Origin of the sequence: Streptomyces longispororuber, from assembly GCF_024448165.1 — a bacterium.
GTDB lineage: Bacteria > Actinomycetota > Actinomycetes > Streptomycetales > Streptomycetaceae > Streptomyces > Streptomyces longispororuber_A.
Genome location: NZ_JAMOLN010000001.1, coordinates 109,831 through 123,654 on the forward strand (window position 1 = coordinate 109,831; position 13,824 = coordinate 123,654).

Consider the following 13,824-nt stretch of genomic DNA (forward strand, 5'->3'; position numbering starts at 1 on the left):
AATCGATCAGGCGGGCAGCTGCAGCAGGGCCACCGGCTGGGTGGTGGGCTGCTTGGAGCCGCCGTCCGGTTCGAGGGTGACACCCACGCCGGACGCCTTGCCGACGGCGCCCGCCATCAGGACGCTCTGGTTCGTCCGGGAGGGGTTCATCAGGCTCGAGGTCACCTTGGCGTCCGGAGCGGAGAGCACCTCGGTGATCTGGTCGGCCTGCCGCTGCGCGACCTGGGCCTGTTGACGGGCTTCGTCGGCCTGCTGGTGCTGCCACAGCGTCGTGCCGCCGAGCGCGGCAGCAGCGGCGACACAGGCGGCGAGCGCCCAACGCATGGCGTGCCCGCGACGTGCTGTGCGCGACAAGGCCGTCACCCCGGAATGAGGACGCTCCTGCTGCCGCACACCAGCGATCTGCTCCAATACCTGAGCCTTGAGGCGAGGCGGTGGCGGCATTGTGGCCGCGAGCGCCAGCCGTCCGGCGGTCGCCGTCAGCTCACATACTTCCTGGGCGCAGTCCTCGCACTTGGCGAGGTGTTGTTCGAACGCGACGCGCTCGTCTTCTTCCAGGGCATCCAGTGCGTAGGCGCCCGTCAGCGTGTGCAGGTCCGCCTGGGCGGTCATGCGGTCACCCCCAAGCAGTCGCGTAGCCGGATGAGCCCGTCACGCAGTCGCGTCTTGATCGTGCCCAACGGCGTGGACAGCGCCTCCGCGACCTCCTTGTAGGTAAGGCCCTGGTAGTACGCCAGCGTCACCGACTGACGCTGGATCTCACTGAGAGAACGCAGGCAGCGGCGCAGCTGTTTCCGCTCCAACTGCCCCTCCACCTGTTCACTCACCTCGTCGAACTCCGGGACCTGATCGAGCAGCGCGACCCGGTGGTCGCGCGCGGCAGCCGCCTCCACCGAACGGATCCGGTCCACGGTGCGCCGGTGCGCCGGTGCGCCAAGGTGAGCACCCAGTTCAGGACAGTGCCCTGATCCGCGCGGTAGCGCGCCGCGGTACGCCAGACCTCGACGAGCACTTCCTGAGCGACTTCCTCGGACTGGGCATGATCGCGCAGCAGCTTGCACACGACGCCGAACACGGGCGCGGCCACCGCCTCATAGATGACGGAGAACGCCTCGCGATCCCCCTGCGCGACGAGGGCAAGCTGATCCTGCAGATCAAGTCCACGGGCTGGACCGGGCCCGACCGGCCTGGGGTGTGTCATGTGCCGCCTTCCGAACACCGCTGGGCTGCGGCTGAGCAGGTCAAAGACACCAGTAACGCACAACGTTGCCCCTCCACTCGAATCAGGGGCCCGAAGTGCGCTTCGGCCAGGAGTCAGTCGACGGTGACGACGACGGAGTGCCATCCGGAGGCGCCGTCGGGGATGGTCGGAGTGCGCTTCTCGGTCTGGGTCTCGCCCGTCCGGTCCGTGGCCCGCACGGTCAGAGTGTGGCCGCCCTTGGTGGCGTCCCAGGGGTAGGACCACTGCCGCCAGGTGTCCCGGGTGTCCTCAGCGGCGAGCCGTGCTTCTTCCCAGGGCCCGTCGTCGACCCGGATCTCGACCTTGTCGATGCCGCGGTGCTGCGCCCAGGCGACACCGGCGACCATGACCGTGCCGGCCTTCGGGCGGGCGAACGGCTTGGGCGCGTCGATGCGCGACTCGGTCTTGATCGGCGCCTTCTGCGCCCAGTCCCGTTTGACCCAGTACGAGTCGTAGGCGTCGAACGTGGTCAGCTCGATGTCCTGGATCCACTTGCAGGCCGACACGTAGCCGTACAGTCCCGGGACGACCATGCGTACCGGGAAGCCGTGCTCGAACGGCAGCGGCTGGCCGTTCATGCCGAGGGCGAGCATCGCGTCGCGGCCGTCCATCACGTCCTCGACAGGGCTGCCGATGGTCATCCCGTCCACCGACCGCGCCACCAGTTGGTCGGCGGGCCCGCCCTTCGACGGCGGCTTCACCCCGCACTGCTTGAGCAGGTCGGTCAAGCGGACGCCGATCCAGCGAGCGTTGCCGACGTAGGGGCCGCCGACCTCGTTGGAGACGCAGGTCAGGGTGATGTTGCGTTCGATGAGCGGCATCTTCAGCAGGTCGTCGAAGGAGACGGTCAGTTCGCGCTCGACGCCCTTGCCGTGGATACGCAGCTTCCAGCTGGTGGCGTCGACCTTGGGGACAACCAGGGCGGTGTCGACGCGGTAGAAGTCACCGTTGGGCGTCACAAACGGGCTGATGCCCTTGATCCGCAGGGCGGCCCCGCGCGGCACCGGGGCCGCCTTCGACGCCGGGGCGGGAATCACCACGTCCTTCCGGGAGGCGACGGCGTTCTGGCCCTGCGAGCCGTTCAGTGCCCGGCCCGCGAGCCCAGCACCGGTGGAGGCCGCTGCCGCCGCGGTCGCGGCCAGGATGAACCCGCGCCGGTCCCACCCCGACCCACCTGAGCCGTCGGCGTCATGTACGGGGGCTGTGTCATCCAGTGCCGGCGCCGCGCCGTCATCCGGGACCGAGCCTCGAGAGGCAGAGGTCTGGCCGGTGACGTCCCCGGCGCGTCCAAGGCGCCCGATCAAGTAGTAGAGCAGGCAGGCGCCGACGATGGCGCCGACGGCGGAGGGCAGCGCGTCCGTGACGCTGGTGGAATCGGGCCTGCTGGTCGCGGCCAGGGCACCGACGACGCCGAACGCGAGGACACCCAGTGAGCCGATCAGTCGCCATCGCGCGGCGAGCGCCCCGAGCACCAGGGCGAGCACGGTCAGCACGGCCAGAATGCCCAGTTGCAGCACCAGCTTGTCGTTCGTGCCGAACTGCCGGATCGCCCAGTCCTTGACCGCCGGAGGGGTGCGGTCGATCGCCGCCCCGCCCACCGCGATGACCGGACCAGATTCGGGCCGCACCGCCGCGGAGACCAGCTCGGCGACCGCGATCGCCGCGTATCCGGCGAGCAGGCCGCTCAGCGCGCCCAAAGAGAAGCGTTTGATGCCGCGCAGCGGCGTGGGAGTCGAGTCGTCGTCCATGTCCGGGAATCCGTCCTTGCGCAGCGCTTGGATTGGTCGTTCACGCCATCGAGGGATGAAGGGGCATGCGGCAGCAGTAGCAGGCAAAGCAGCGCGGTCCCTGGTGACAGCGCCGCCGGGCTGCCGGTATTCCACGGTCTGGAAGGCAGCGTGCGCGGCGAAAGAGTGACGGCTTGTGCGAAGACCAAGCCGCGGGGCACAGGCCGCCGGATTACCGGAGGGCACACGGACCCACACGACACCGCCCGATCAGGTCAGGCAATGACCGCCGCAGGAAAGCGGTGATACCCGCCGCTTCAGCGGCCAGGTCGACTACTCCGGGGGAGCAGCCGTGAGAGTGCACATCCTGTCCGCGCCGTTGATGAGGCGGGTACGGCCCAACGCTGCCTGCTCGTTGGGGAAGTGCCCGCGGGCCTTGACCGCCCGGCGGATGCGGGCAGTCACCGGCTCGATCGCGTTCATCGTGCACACGATGCGGCGGATCCCGGTGTCGAACCGCAGGAACGGGGTGAACTCCTCCCAAGCGTTCTCCCACAGCTTCACGATCGCCGGGTACTTGCGGCCTCAGGCATCGGCGAACTCGGCGACCCGCTCCGGGGCACGGGAGCATCAGTGACGTGACGGGGTGAGGCGGCTCATCGCCGCAGCAAGCCCGCCACGGTCGAGGCAGCGGTACGGTGCCAGCGCGCGCTGTCCCGCAGCATCGCGTGGTCACCGCCGGGCACAAGGGACACGTCCGCCTGCGCTCCGGCATCCCGGGCCCGCCGCACGAACGCCACGGATGCCTGTGCGTCGGTGACGCGGTCGTCATCGCCGTGGAGCACGACGACATCCTTGCCGGCCAGGTGCGCAACCGGTTCCCCCTCCGGGCACCAAGGCGCCAGGGCCAGCACCGCCCGCACCTGCGGCGCGGCCGCGGCACGGAGCGCCGCCCGGCCCCCCATCGAATGCCCCACGAGCACCACCGGCACATCCCCGGCGATCCAAGCCAGTCCGTCGAGCGCCCGCCGGGCATCGTGCAGCGCGTCGGCGGCGTCCCCGTTCCAGCCGCGCACGCGGTAGCGCACCGTCGCCAGCAGGACATCATCGTCCGGCAGCGCCGCGGCGACGGCCCGGACGAAGGGCTTCATCCGCAGTGCGGCAAGGTGCCAGGGCCGCGACGGGGAGCGGCCGTCGGCGCGACCGCCGTGCAGGAACAGCACCGCGGCACGCGCTTCGGGCGGAGTACGGCGCAGGATCAGCGCTCCGTCCGCCCCGCTCCCGCCCACGCGCGCCCTCTGCTCATGCCCGGTCATCGGTCCTCCTCGCTCCACCCCGGTGTCACCGCCGGACACCCGCTACCGATCATTCGTCACCGGGTGCCGAAAGGTTTGGCCGCCTGGACCAATCCATGGGCGCTCGGGGTCCGGATTACGGCTGGACACACCCGACCACGGAGGGGCCCCGTGAAAGAAGCCGTACACATCGGCAGACATCCATCCGCCGAGCCGGATCTGGAGGAGCTCGTGAGCCGTGTCGCCCTGGGCGACGAGGACGCGTTCGCCTCCGTGTACGACAGAGTGGCGGGCCCGGTCCTCGGCACGGTGCGCGCGGTCCTGCGTGACCTGGCGCAGTCCGAGGAGGTGGCGCAGGAGACCCTCGTGGAGGTGTGGCGGACGGCACCGCGCTACCGCTCCGACCGGGGAACGGCGATCAACTGGATCCTCACCCTGGCGCACCGGCGCGCGATCGACCGGGTGCGCTCGGCCGAGGCTGCCGCGGCCCGCGACCACAAGGCCGCTCTCCTCGACCGTACGCCCGACTTCGACGAGGTGACCGAGCAGGTGGAGGCCCGTCTGGAGCGGGAGCAGGTGCGGCGCTGTCTGCGCACGCTGACCGAGATCCAGCGCCAGGCCGTCACGCTCGCCTACTACCGCGGGCTGACCTACCGTCAGGTGGCGGAATCCCTGGCTCTGCCGCTGGGCACGGTCAAGACGCGGCTGCGCGACGGTCTCATCCGGCTGCGCGACTGCCTGGGGGTGACCGCGTGACCACCGCCGACCTGCACACCCTGACGGGCGCCTACGCACTGCACGCTTTGCCGGACGAGGAACGCTCCGCCTTCGAGCGGCACCTGGCCGACTGCGACGCGTGCGCCCAGGAAACGGCCGAACTCACCGCGACCGCTGCCCGCCTGGGCCTGGCCGCCACCGTCGTTCCACGGGCCGCGCTGCGCGACCAGGTGCTGCGCCGGATCACGACGATCCGTCAGGAGCCGCCCCACGAGGCCGTCCTGCCGCGGGCCGCTCGCACGGCGGCGGCCCGCGGGCGGCTGATGTCACGCTGGGCGCTCGCCGCCTGCCTCGCGGCGGCCGCGGCACTCGGCGGGACCACGGTGTGGCAGCACCAGCGGGCCGACGACGCCGCCGAGCAGGCCCGGCGGGCGGAACAGGGGGCCGACGAGATCGCCGCCGTGCTCGCCGCGCCGGACGCCAGGACCGGTCCGGCGAAGCTGGCCGACGGCGCCTCCGGCACCGTCGTCGTCTCCAAGAGCCGGGACAGGGCCGTGTTCGTCGTCTCCCGCATGGCACGTCCGCCGCGCGGAAAGGTCTACCAACTGTGGTTCGACGACGGCGGAACCATGCGGGACGCGGGACTCATGGATGCCGGGCGCAGTGACCAGGCCGTGCTGCTGAGCGGCGACGTCGACGGGGCCTCGGGCATGGGCGTGACCGTGGAGCCCGCCGGCGGCTCCGACCACCCGACCTCGGAGCCGGTGGCGCTGATGCGTCTTCCCGCCTGAGCCGGATCGCGGCCGCCGGCCGGGGCCCCGCCGCCGGGCGGAGCCCCGCCCTCGTCAACGGCGGGGCGGCAGCGGAAAGAAGCCGCTGGTACGGGCCGCGTACTCGGCGTAGCCGGGACGCCGGGCCATGTGCCGCTCCAGCAGACGCTTACCGCTGCCCCGCGTCAGCAGCAGGCTCATCAGCAGCGGCGAGACGGCACCCGCGGCTGCCGCGGCGGGCGCGTCGCAGGCGATCAGGAACAGGCCCCACCACACACAGAAGTCCCCGAAGTAGTTGGGGTGCCTGGTGTAGCGCCACAGCCCTCGGTCCATGATCCGGCCCTTGTTCGCCGGGTCCTTCTTGAACCGGGCGAGCTGGTCGTCCCCCACCGCCTCGAAGAACACGCCGACCGCCCACAGGGCCGTACCCGCCCAGGCGACGCCGGTCATCGGGCCAGGCACGTACTGGGCCGCCTGGACGGGCAGCGACACGATCCACACCAACGCTCCTTGGAGCACGTAGACCATGCGCAGGGCGTACACGTTCCGGTTCCCGGGGGCCCTGGCGAGCAGCTTCTCGTAGCGCGGGTCCTCGCCGTGCCCGCGTCCACGCCGGGCGATGTGCCCGGCGAGGCGCAGCCCCCACACGGCCGTCAGGACGGTCACCAGGGTGCGCCGTCCCGGGTCGCCGGCACCGGTGGACGCCACGAAGCTCACCACGACGACCACGGTGAACCCGAGCCCCCACGCGACGTCGACGATGCGGTGCACGCCCTTGCGCACGGCCACGGCGAAGGTGACGAGCATGACGCCGAACGCGGCGCCCGCCGACCAGGCCAGACCGACGGCGAAGTCACCCCAGGGGAAGCCGCTCACAGCCGGTCCAGCCCGATGTACCAGTCCTTCGGCGTCGCCCCCGCACCGCTGTGCCCGGCGGCCGACGGGTGCACGGCGAGGATCTGGTCGACGCCCATGCGCCCCTCCTCGAACGCGAGGGCTCCACCGACCAGGTACAGCCGCCACACACGTGCCGTCTCCTCGCCGACCAGACGCACGACGTCGGCCCAGCGTTCCTCCAGCGTGCGGTGCCAGGCGGCGACCGTACGCACGTAGTGCTCACGCATCGACTCCACCGACCTGACCTCCAGTCCCGCCCCTTCCAGCAGACCGACGGTCGCGCCCACCGGCCGCATGTGCATGTCGGGGGCGATGTACGCCTCGATGAAGGCGCCGCCGCCCGGAGCCGTCGCCCCGCGGGACATCTGCTGGACCAGGACGCGTCCCATGGGCCGGACCATGCGGTGCAGCGTGCGGGCGAACGCCGGATACTCGCTGTCGCCCACGTGCTCACCCATCTCGACGGTGGCCACCGCGTCGTAGCCGCCGCCCGCGATGTCCCGGTAGTCCTGGCACACCACCTCGACGCGGTCGCTCAGGCCCCGCTCGCGCACCTGCTCGCGCACGTGGGCCGCCTGTTCCCGGGCCAGGGTCACCGCGGTGACCTGTACCTTGTGGCGTTCGGCCGCGTGCAGCGTGAGCGAGCCCCAGCCGCAGCCGATGTCGAGCAGCCGGGCTCCGGGCACCAGAGCGAGCTTGCGGCAGATCAGTTCCAGCTTGGCGCGCTGCGCGTCGGCTGCGGTGAACTCCGCTTCGTCACTGGCCCAGTAGCCGCACGAGTAGGCCATCGTCTCGTCGAGGAGCAGCCGGTAGAAGGCGTTGGACAGGTCGTAGTGGTGGCTGATGGCGGCCCGGTCGCGGGACTTGGTGTGCAGCGCTCCGCGCAGCCGGGCCTGGGAGGCCGGTGGGGGCACCGGCGGGCCCGCGACGCCCAGCCGGGCGGCGGTGCCGGCCGCGCGGGCCCGGTCGGCGAGGGTGAGGCGGGGCGGGTGGAGGCTGCGCTCCCGGGCCGCCGACCACATGGCCCGCAGCCCGGCGGCGAGATCGCCCTCCACGTCGAGCTCCGCGGTGACGTAGGCCTGGGCGAGACCCAACTCGCCGGGCTGCCACAGCAGTCGGCGCAGGGCGCGGCGGGACCGCACGACGACCACGGGGCCGTCGGGTGGCCCCGCCTCGGCGCCGTCCCAGGTGCGCAGGCGGACCGGGAGCGGTCCGCCGAGGGCGGTCTCGGCCAGTGCGGCGAGGCGGTGCGCGGCGCCGGCCCGGGCGGGACGGGGGGTGGTCATCGGACGGTGTCCTCCTTGGTGAGCAGGTACTGCTGGACATCGAGGTATCCGGAGCGGAACCCCGCTTCGGAGTAGGCGAGATAGAACGTCCACATGCGGCGGAAGGTCTCGTCGAAGCCCAGTACGCCGACCTCGTCCGCGCGCTCGGTGAACCGTTCGCGCCACAGGCGCAGCGTCTCGGCGTAGTGGGCGCCGTAGCCGTCGCGTCGGGCGACGGTGAGGCGGGTGTGATCGCGTACGGTCTCGGCGACCGCGTCGACGGAGGGCAGCAGTCCGCCGGGGAAGATGTACTTCTGGATCCAGGTGTAGGTGGAACGGCTGGCCAGCATGCGGTCGTGCGGCATGGTGATGGCCTGCAGCACGGCCCGGCCGCCCGGCGCCAGGCGCTCGTCGAGCGTCCGGAAGTACACGGGCCAGAACTCGGCGCCGACGGCCTCGATCATCTCGACGCTGACCACGGCGTCGTAGGTACCGCGGGCTTCGCGGTAGTCGCACAGCTCCACCTCGACCCGGCCGGACAGTCCGGCCGCCGCGATGCGCTCGCGCGCGAGGTCGCGCTGTTCGCGGGAGAGGGTGAGCGAGGTGACCTGGGCGCCGCGGGCGGCGGCACGCAGGGCGAGTTCGCCCCACCCGGTGCCGATCTCCAGGACCCGGCTGCCCTCCCCCACGCCGGCGAGATCGAGAAGACGGTCGATCTTGCGGCGCTGGGCGTCGGCGAGCAGACCCCACTGGGCGGGAAGGATCCGGAAGACGGCCGAGGAGTAGCTGAGTGTCTCGTCCAGGAAGAGTGCGAACAGGTCGTTGGACAGGTCGTAGTGGTGGCTGATGTTGGCCCGGGAGCCGACCGGGGTGTTGCGCCGTGCCGACGGCTGCCGCAGCGCCCACAGCCCGCGCAGCCGCTGCAGGGGTGCGGGGACCAGCTCCGGGGCGTGCGCGGCGAGCACGGTGAGGGCGGCCACCAGGTCGGGGGCGTCCCACTCCCCCGCCATGTACGACTCGCCGAACCCGATCAGTCCGTGCCTGCCGATGCGGCCGTGGAACGCGGTCGGGCGGTGGATGTCCAGGGCCGGCCCGCCCTGGCCCAGCACGGCTTTGTCGGCGAAGCGCACGCGCAGTGGCAACCGCCGCAGGGCATGCCGGACGACGGCGGCGGCTATGGCGGTACGGGGCCGGGACGCGGCCGGCGGGGCCGCGACGTCGGGCCAGCGGACCGGGTCCGCGGGGGCAGGTGCTGGGGCGGCCGGGCGCGCGGTCGCGCAGTGGGCCCCGCCGGTTGTCATCGGGCGTTCTCCGGGGTGCTGTGATCGGGGTGGGCGGGGCGGGGCTGGACGGGCAGTCCCCGCAGGTACAGCCGGATGCCGTGCAGGCGGATGGCCGCGGACACGGCGAGCGTCGACCAGGGCCGGCGCAGGGCCATGGACAGCAGGGTGCGTGTGCGCAGGTGCCGTCTGGTGCCGCGCACGGTCGCGGTGAAGGGGCGGCCGTCGGCGCGCTCCAGGTGCATGGTGAAGTCGACCCGGTCGCCGGGGGCGGGCAGCCGCATGCGGTAGCGGCCGTCCACGGGGAAGAACGGCGAGACGTAGAACTCCTTCGCGGTGACCGCCGTTCCCGAGTCGTCGGGTCGCAGCAGGTAGCAGTGGCGTTCGCCGTAGGTGTTGTGGACCTCGGCGACGACACAGCGCGGGGTGCCGTCGGGGTCGTGGCACCGTAGAGGGTGAGCGGGTTGAACACGTACCCGAGGACGCGTGCGTGGGTGAGCATCAGCACCGGGCCACCCTGGAGGTCGACTCCCTGCCCGGTCAGGAAGGCGTCGAGGCCGGCGCGCAGGGACGGCCCTCGGCCACTGAAGTGGTCGCGCGGGTCGAAGCGTGCCAACGGCCGCAGGAGCACGGGCAGTCGGGGAGGGTGGTCGGGGTCGATGAGCCACATGTAGGTTCGGTGGCGCAGCGCGTACCGCTGCGGGGCGGTGCGTATGTGCACGACCTCGACGCCGTACAGGGCCGACGCGCCGCTCACCATGTCACCCCGAGGGCCGCGGCGGCCTCCACCCCGGAACGGCAGCCGTCCTCGTGGAAACCCCAGCCGTGATAGGCCCCGGCGAACGCGGTGACACGGGTGCGCAGTTCGGGCAGCCGCTGTTGGGCGGCCACCGACTCCGGTGTGTAGACCGGGTGTTCGTAGACCATGCGGGCCAGGACCCGGGCCGCGTCGACGCGGTCCTCGCCGCCGAGCGTGACCACGTACGTCTCGGGCGCGTCCAGGCGCTGGAGCCGGTTCATGTCGTAACTGACCCGAACCTGGCCGGTGTCCGCCGCGCAGGACGGCATCAGGTAGTTCCAGGAGGCCCGGGCGCCCCGGGCCCGCGGCAGCAGACCGGTGTCTGTGTGCAGGAGCGTGGTGTTGCGCGAGTACCGGAACGCGCCGAGGACCTCCTTCTCCCGCGGGGTGGCGTCGGCCAGCAGTCTCAGCGCCTGGTCCGGGTGGGTGGCGACGACCACGGAGTCGTACGAGCGGGGGGTGCCGTCGGCGGTGGTGAGGGTGACGCCGTCCGGGTGCCGTTGCACGGCGCGGACCGGCGTCGCCAGGTGCACCGCGTGCAGGCGCCGGGCCACCTGGTCGACGTAGCTGCGGGAGCCGCCGGTGACGGTGCGCCAGGTCGGCGAGCCGGCGACCGAGAGCATCCCGTGATGGTGCAGGAACCGGAACAGGTAGATGGCCGGGTAGCGCTGCGCGGTGGCGGCGTCGCAGGACCACACGGCCGACACGAGTGGGGTCATGAAGTGCGTGCGGAAGTAGGAGGAGAAGCCCTCGCGGTCCAGGAACTCTCCCAGGGTGAGGGCCGTTCCGGCCTCTTGGGCGAGCAGGCGCCGCGCGGCCCGGTGGAAGACGGGCACCTGGGCGAGCAGCCGCAGGTAGCGCGGGTGAAAGGCGCTGCGGGGGCGGGCGAGGAGTCCGGCGGGGCCGCGGGCACCGGCGTACTCCAGCCCGCATCCCTCGCACCGCACGGACATGCTCATCTCCGACTCCTGTGTGGCGACGCCGAGCTCGGAGAACAGCCGCAGGAGGTTCGGATAGGTGCGGCGGTTGTGCACGATGAACCCGGAGTCGACGCGGTGTGCGGCTCCGTCGGGCGAGGTCACGTCGTGGGTGTGGGCGTGCCCTCCGAGCCGCTCGTCGGCCTCGTACAGCGTGACGTGATGGTCACGGGCGAGCACATGTGCGGCGGTGAGCCCGGCCACTCCGCTGCCGATCACGGCGGTACGCCGCCGGCCTTCGTCCGCGCGGGCCACCGGCTGCCCGGCCCTCCGCACGTCGCCCCTCGGCGTTATCGGCATCGCCTCTCCTCTCCTCTCGCCCCGCCACGAACGCGGTCCCAGGAGTTATCCGGAGCCGCCAGGCAGGCGGATTGGAGTCAGCTGGCCAGCGCTTGCGTCGCGCACGCGGGTCGGTGCGGGGTGCGTCCCGCTCGCCCCGCACAGGCCCGGTGGAGCTCCCGATCAGCTCGTAACGCCGATCGTGGCGATCAGGACGGTGGCTTCGAAGCGGACGGCGAGTTTGTCGAACCTGGTGGCGACCGCCCGGTTGCGCTTGAGCCGGTTGATCCCGCACTCGACCGCATGCCGGGCCTTGTCATCCCCGCGGTCGAACGCAGGAGGCCTCCCATCGGCCTTCCCGCGACGTCCGGTTGGCTGCCTGGTCTGCGGGCTTCGGAATCGTGCAGCGGATTCCCCACTCTCGCAGGTAGGCCCGGTTGGCGCGGGAGGAGTACGCCTGGTCGCCTCGCACTCGTAGTGGGCGGACGCAGGGACGGCCGGATCCGGTACGGGGCACCGCAGGTCAGCGCGGTGACAGACCTCAGTTCGCCGCCCTCCTCGAGGGCATCCGACAGACTCGAGTCCGCCGTGTAGCCGTCGCCGTAACTGCCACTCGGGCTGACCGCATGCTCCACAGTGACTCCAAGGACAAGGCGTCCGACAGCGCATCGGCGCCCGCGGAGAAGGGCTCGGACATGGCAAGCCCTTCCGACGACATGCCCCAGGCCGACGCACCCTTCGGACCGTCACCCCGGGAATGCAGCGGCTTGAGCTTCTGCGACAGTGCGCTATGAAAGTCCTGGACACCTGGCACTTTGCCGGTGGTTCCAGCCGCATCGTCCGACCGCCCGTCCAGCTCGCGCACATCCTCCGTGTCCTGACGCCGGTCGACCGGCCCATACAGGTCCTGCACAGAGTGCAGCCACCTCCGTCAGGGGCACAACGCGGAAAGCAGAGCGTGCGACGATGACAACCCTGGCTCTGACCTGCGGCCCGGCCCTGCTTCCTGATCCTGCTGAACAGGCCTTCCCGCGCACACCACCCGTTTCGCTGCGCATCACGAGCGGCCCAGTCGCTCCACCTAGGGAAAGGCCACCGGACAGGCCGGCATCGAGCGGACCTGTTGACGCACCGTCCCTGAAATTGCCACCCCGTCCCTCCCATCGCACGGCAGCCTGGGCGCGAGAGGCTCTCTGGCGGCCATCTCCCGGCAAAGCGCTCCCCCTACAGCGGCGGGACGGGCGCCGTGACCTCAGCCACCGCCGAGCACAGCACAGAACAGGCACGTGCTCGGCGGCCCGTGAGCGGCGAGCAGTGAGCTGACCACCGGGGTGCCCACCGCGCCACCTCGCTATTGGCCGCGTGCAACCTCAGAGCTTCCTTGGATACCGGGCAGAGAAAAGTAACAGCCTCGCATCCGAATGTCGGATTGGCGGCGAATGTCGTGTTGTGAGTGCGCGCCTGCGCATGGATCACGGCAGAACGAAGCAGTTCCGCTCCCGCACATCCATGGAGGAATCGTGATCGTCAAGAAGCTGCACGAAGCCGGCCTGAAGAGCGAGCACGCCTATCTGGCCGCCATCGGGTCCATCGGACTGTCACTGGCCTCATGGGTCGCGTCCAGCAGGAGCGAAAGCGTGGAGCGCGCAGACCGCTGGGGGATCTTCGTCGGTGAATGGGCCCCCACGTTCTTCGCCCTGGGGCTTGCACTCGCGAACTACGAGGAGGCCGAGTAGCGGCGCCTGCTCCCACGGCCAACGCCCGTCCGGAGCTCGGATGACGTCGACCTGTCGAGGAAAGAAGGGTTCCAGTGAACGCGTCAGAGGCCGAGCCGGTCACCCCATTGGCGCCTCGGCCTCTGGAACACACTCTGTTCCGCCAGTTCTGGCGGGACGTGGTGTTCCTGCACTGGGAAGTATGCCCTTTCGAAGTGGCAGCGCTTCTGCCACCTGGCGCCGCACCCGATCTGTATCAAGGCCGGGCCTACGTGGGTCTGGTCTTCTTCCGCATGGAGAATCTTGCGCTCGGAGCCGGTCCGCGACTGCCCCACGCAGGAACCTTCAACGAGGTCAATGTGCGCCTCTACAGCCGCGATACCTCGGGCAGACGAGGAGTGGTATTTCGTTCTCTCGACTGCGACCGGCTGGCGTCCGTCGTCGCGGCCCGCGGCGCCTTCGGTCTTGCCTACCAATGGTCACGGGTCTCCCACCGGTGGTTCGGGGATGACCGAAGACTGTTGTACCGCTCGCGACGCCGTTCCCGTAGTCCGGCCCGGAGCCATGTGTGGCTTGACGTTGTTCCTGAAGTACACACGCGTGCCAGCCAGTTGGAGTCGTTCCTGACCAACCGCTGGGGACTTCACGAAAGAGTGCTCGGGCGGACGTACTACCTCCCCAACACCCACCCGCAGTGGTCTTTTCTCCGTTGCAGCCTTCTCGGCTGGGACGCTTCGGTCGTCGGAGACAGCGGGCTAGGGCCACCAGCAGGCGAGCCGGTCAGCGTCTTGTACTCCCCCGGCCTGCCTGTCCGCTTCGGCCTTCCCTCACGCCTGTCGGCATAGTCGCTCAGCAGCTCCGCG

General features: G+C 71.1%; 11 protein-coding genes and 4 pseudogenes. 4 read left to right on the forward strand and 11 right to left on the reverse strand.

Annotation, left to right across the window (positions count from 1 at the left end; translation table 11 throughout):
- Window positions 1-6: 6 nt before the first annotated feature.
- The 5 genes and pseudogenes from M4J07_RS00595 to M4J07_RS00615 all read right to left on the reverse strand — a co-directional run bounded on the left by M4J07_RS00595 (window position 7) and on the right by M4J07_RS00615 (window position 4,283).
- Window positions 7-612 carry an RskA family anti-sigma factor gene (locus tag M4J07_RS00595; protein ID WP_255965760.1) on the reverse strand — a complete coding sequence of 202 codons (606 nt, stop codon included), beginning with the start codon at window positions 610-612 and terminating at the stop codon, window positions 7-9.
- Window positions 609-1,201, reverse strand: a pseudogene (locus M4J07_RS00600) (sigma-70 family RNA polymerase sigma factor). Before M4J07_RS00600 ends, M4J07_RS00595 begins: the two are co-directional and overlap by 4 nt.
- A 113-nt stretch (window positions 1,202-1,314) precedes the next feature.
- Window positions 1,315-2,988 carry a sulfite oxidase gene (locus M4J07_RS00605; protein ID WP_255965762.1) on the reverse strand — a complete coding sequence of 558 codons (1,674 nt, stop codon included), beginning with the start codon at window positions 2,986-2,988 and terminating at the stop codon, window positions 1,315-1,317.
- A 378-nt stretch (window positions 2,989-3,366) separates the two neighbouring features.
- Window positions 3,367-3,552: pseudogene (locus M4J07_RS00610) on the reverse strand (transposase); the annotation flags it as partial.
- Window positions 3,553-3,623: 71 nt separating this feature from the next.
- Window positions 3,624-4,283, reverse strand: a complete 660-nt coding sequence (locus M4J07_RS00615; protein ID WP_255965764.1) for an alpha/beta hydrolase — start codon at window positions 4,281-4,283, stop codon at window positions 3,624-3,626.
- Between the two features lie 150 nt (window positions 4,284-4,433).
- Here M4J07_RS00615 and M4J07_RS00620 point away from each other — a divergent pair, with 150 nt between their 5' ends.
- Both M4J07_RS00620 and M4J07_RS00625 read left to right on the forward strand, forming a co-directional pair.
- Window positions 4,434-5,018 (forward strand): sigma-70 family RNA polymerase sigma factor, encoded by a 585-nt coding sequence (locus M4J07_RS00620; protein ID WP_255965767.1) that lies wholly within the window; start codon window positions 4,434-4,436, stop codon window positions 5,016-5,018.
- Window positions 5,015-5,770, forward strand: a complete 756-nt coding sequence (locus M4J07_RS00625) for an anti-sigma factor (protein WP_255965769.1) — start codon at window positions 5,015-5,017, stop codon at window positions 5,768-5,770. Before M4J07_RS00620 ends, M4J07_RS00625 begins: the two co-directional genes overlap by 4 nt.
- Before the next feature lie 54 nt (window positions 5,771-5,824).
- Here M4J07_RS00625 and M4J07_RS00630 read toward each other — a convergent pair whose 3' ends face one another.
- The 6 genes and pseudogenes from M4J07_RS00630 to M4J07_RS00655 form a co-directional block, all read right to left on the reverse strand.
- Window positions 5,825-6,625 carry a DUF1295 domain-containing protein gene (locus tag M4J07_RS00630; protein WP_255965771.1) on the reverse strand — a complete coding sequence of 267 codons (801 nt, stop codon included), beginning with the start codon at window positions 6,623-6,625 and terminating at the stop codon, window positions 5,825-5,827.
- Window positions 6,622-7,932, reverse strand: a complete 1,311-nt coding sequence (locus tag M4J07_RS00635; protein ID WP_255965774.1) for an SAM-dependent methyltransferase — start codon at window positions 7,930-7,932, stop codon at window positions 6,622-6,624. Before M4J07_RS00635 ends, M4J07_RS00630 begins: the two co-directional genes overlap by 4 nt.
- A complete protein-coding gene (locus M4J07_RS00640) occupies window positions 7,929-9,212 on the reverse strand; it encodes an SAM-dependent methyltransferase (protein WP_255965776.1) in 1,284 nt (427 codons plus the stop codon). The genes M4J07_RS00635 and M4J07_RS00640 overlap by 4 nt, the downstream gene beginning before the upstream one ends.
- Window positions 9,209-9,951, reverse strand: a pseudogene (locus M4J07_RS00645) (DUF1365 domain-containing protein). Before M4J07_RS00645 ends, M4J07_RS00640 begins: the two are co-directional and overlap by 4 nt.
- Complete coding sequence (locus tag M4J07_RS00650; RefSeq protein ID WP_255965778.1) at window positions 9,945-11,267, reverse strand: NAD(P)/FAD-dependent oxidoreductase; 1,323 nt, start codon at window positions 11,265-11,267, stop codon at window positions 9,945-9,947. The pseudogene M4J07_RS00645 and the gene M4J07_RS00650 overlap by 7 nt, the downstream one beginning before the upstream one ends.
- A 162-nt stretch (window positions 11,268-11,429) precedes the next feature.
- Window positions 11,430-11,763, reverse strand: a pseudogene (locus tag M4J07_RS00655) (transposase); the annotation flags it as partial.
- A gap of 1,003 nt (window positions 11,764-12,766) precedes the next feature.
- Between M4J07_RS00655 and M4J07_RS00660 the strand changes: the two are divergent.
- Both M4J07_RS00660 and M4J07_RS00665 read left to right on the forward strand, forming a co-directional pair.
- Window positions 12,767-12,982, forward strand: coding sequence for a hypothetical protein (locus M4J07_RS00660; RefSeq protein ID WP_255965781.1), 216 nt, complete (start codon window positions 12,767-12,769; stop codon window positions 12,980-12,982).
- A gap of 74 nt (window positions 12,983-13,056) precedes the next feature.
- Window positions 13,057-13,806, forward strand: coding sequence for a YqjF family protein (locus M4J07_RS00665; protein ID WP_255965800.1), 750 nt, complete (start codon window positions 13,057-13,059; stop codon window positions 13,804-13,806).
- The last annotated feature ends 18 nt before the right edge of the window (window positions 13,807-13,824 follow it).

Bases quoted from the DNA above. Each gene is read 5' to 3' on its own strand.
- M4J07_RS00595 (WP_255965760.1), bottom strand. From the start codon at position 612: ATGACCGCCCAGGCGGACCTGCACACGCTGACGGGCGCCTACGCACTG.
- M4J07_RS00605 (WP_255965762.1), bottom strand. From the start codon at position 2,988: ATGGACGACGACTCGACTCCCACGCCGCTGCGCGGCATCAAACGCTTC.
- M4J07_RS00615 (WP_255965764.1), bottom strand. From the start codon at position 4,283: ATGACCGGGCATGAGCAGAGGGCGCGCGTGGGCGGGAGCGGGGCGGAC.
- M4J07_RS00635 (WP_255965774.1), bottom strand. From the start codon at position 7,932: ATGACCACCCCCCGTCCCGCCCGGGCCGGCGCCGCGCACCGCCTCGCC.
- M4J07_RS00640 (WP_255965776.1), bottom strand. From the start codon at position 9,212: ATGACAACCGGCGGGGCCCACTGCGCGACCGCGCGCCCGGCCGCCCCA.
- M4J07_RS00650 (WP_255965778.1), bottom strand. From the start codon at position 11,267: ATGCCGATAACGCCGAGGGGCGACGTGCGGAGGGCCGGGCAGCCGGTG.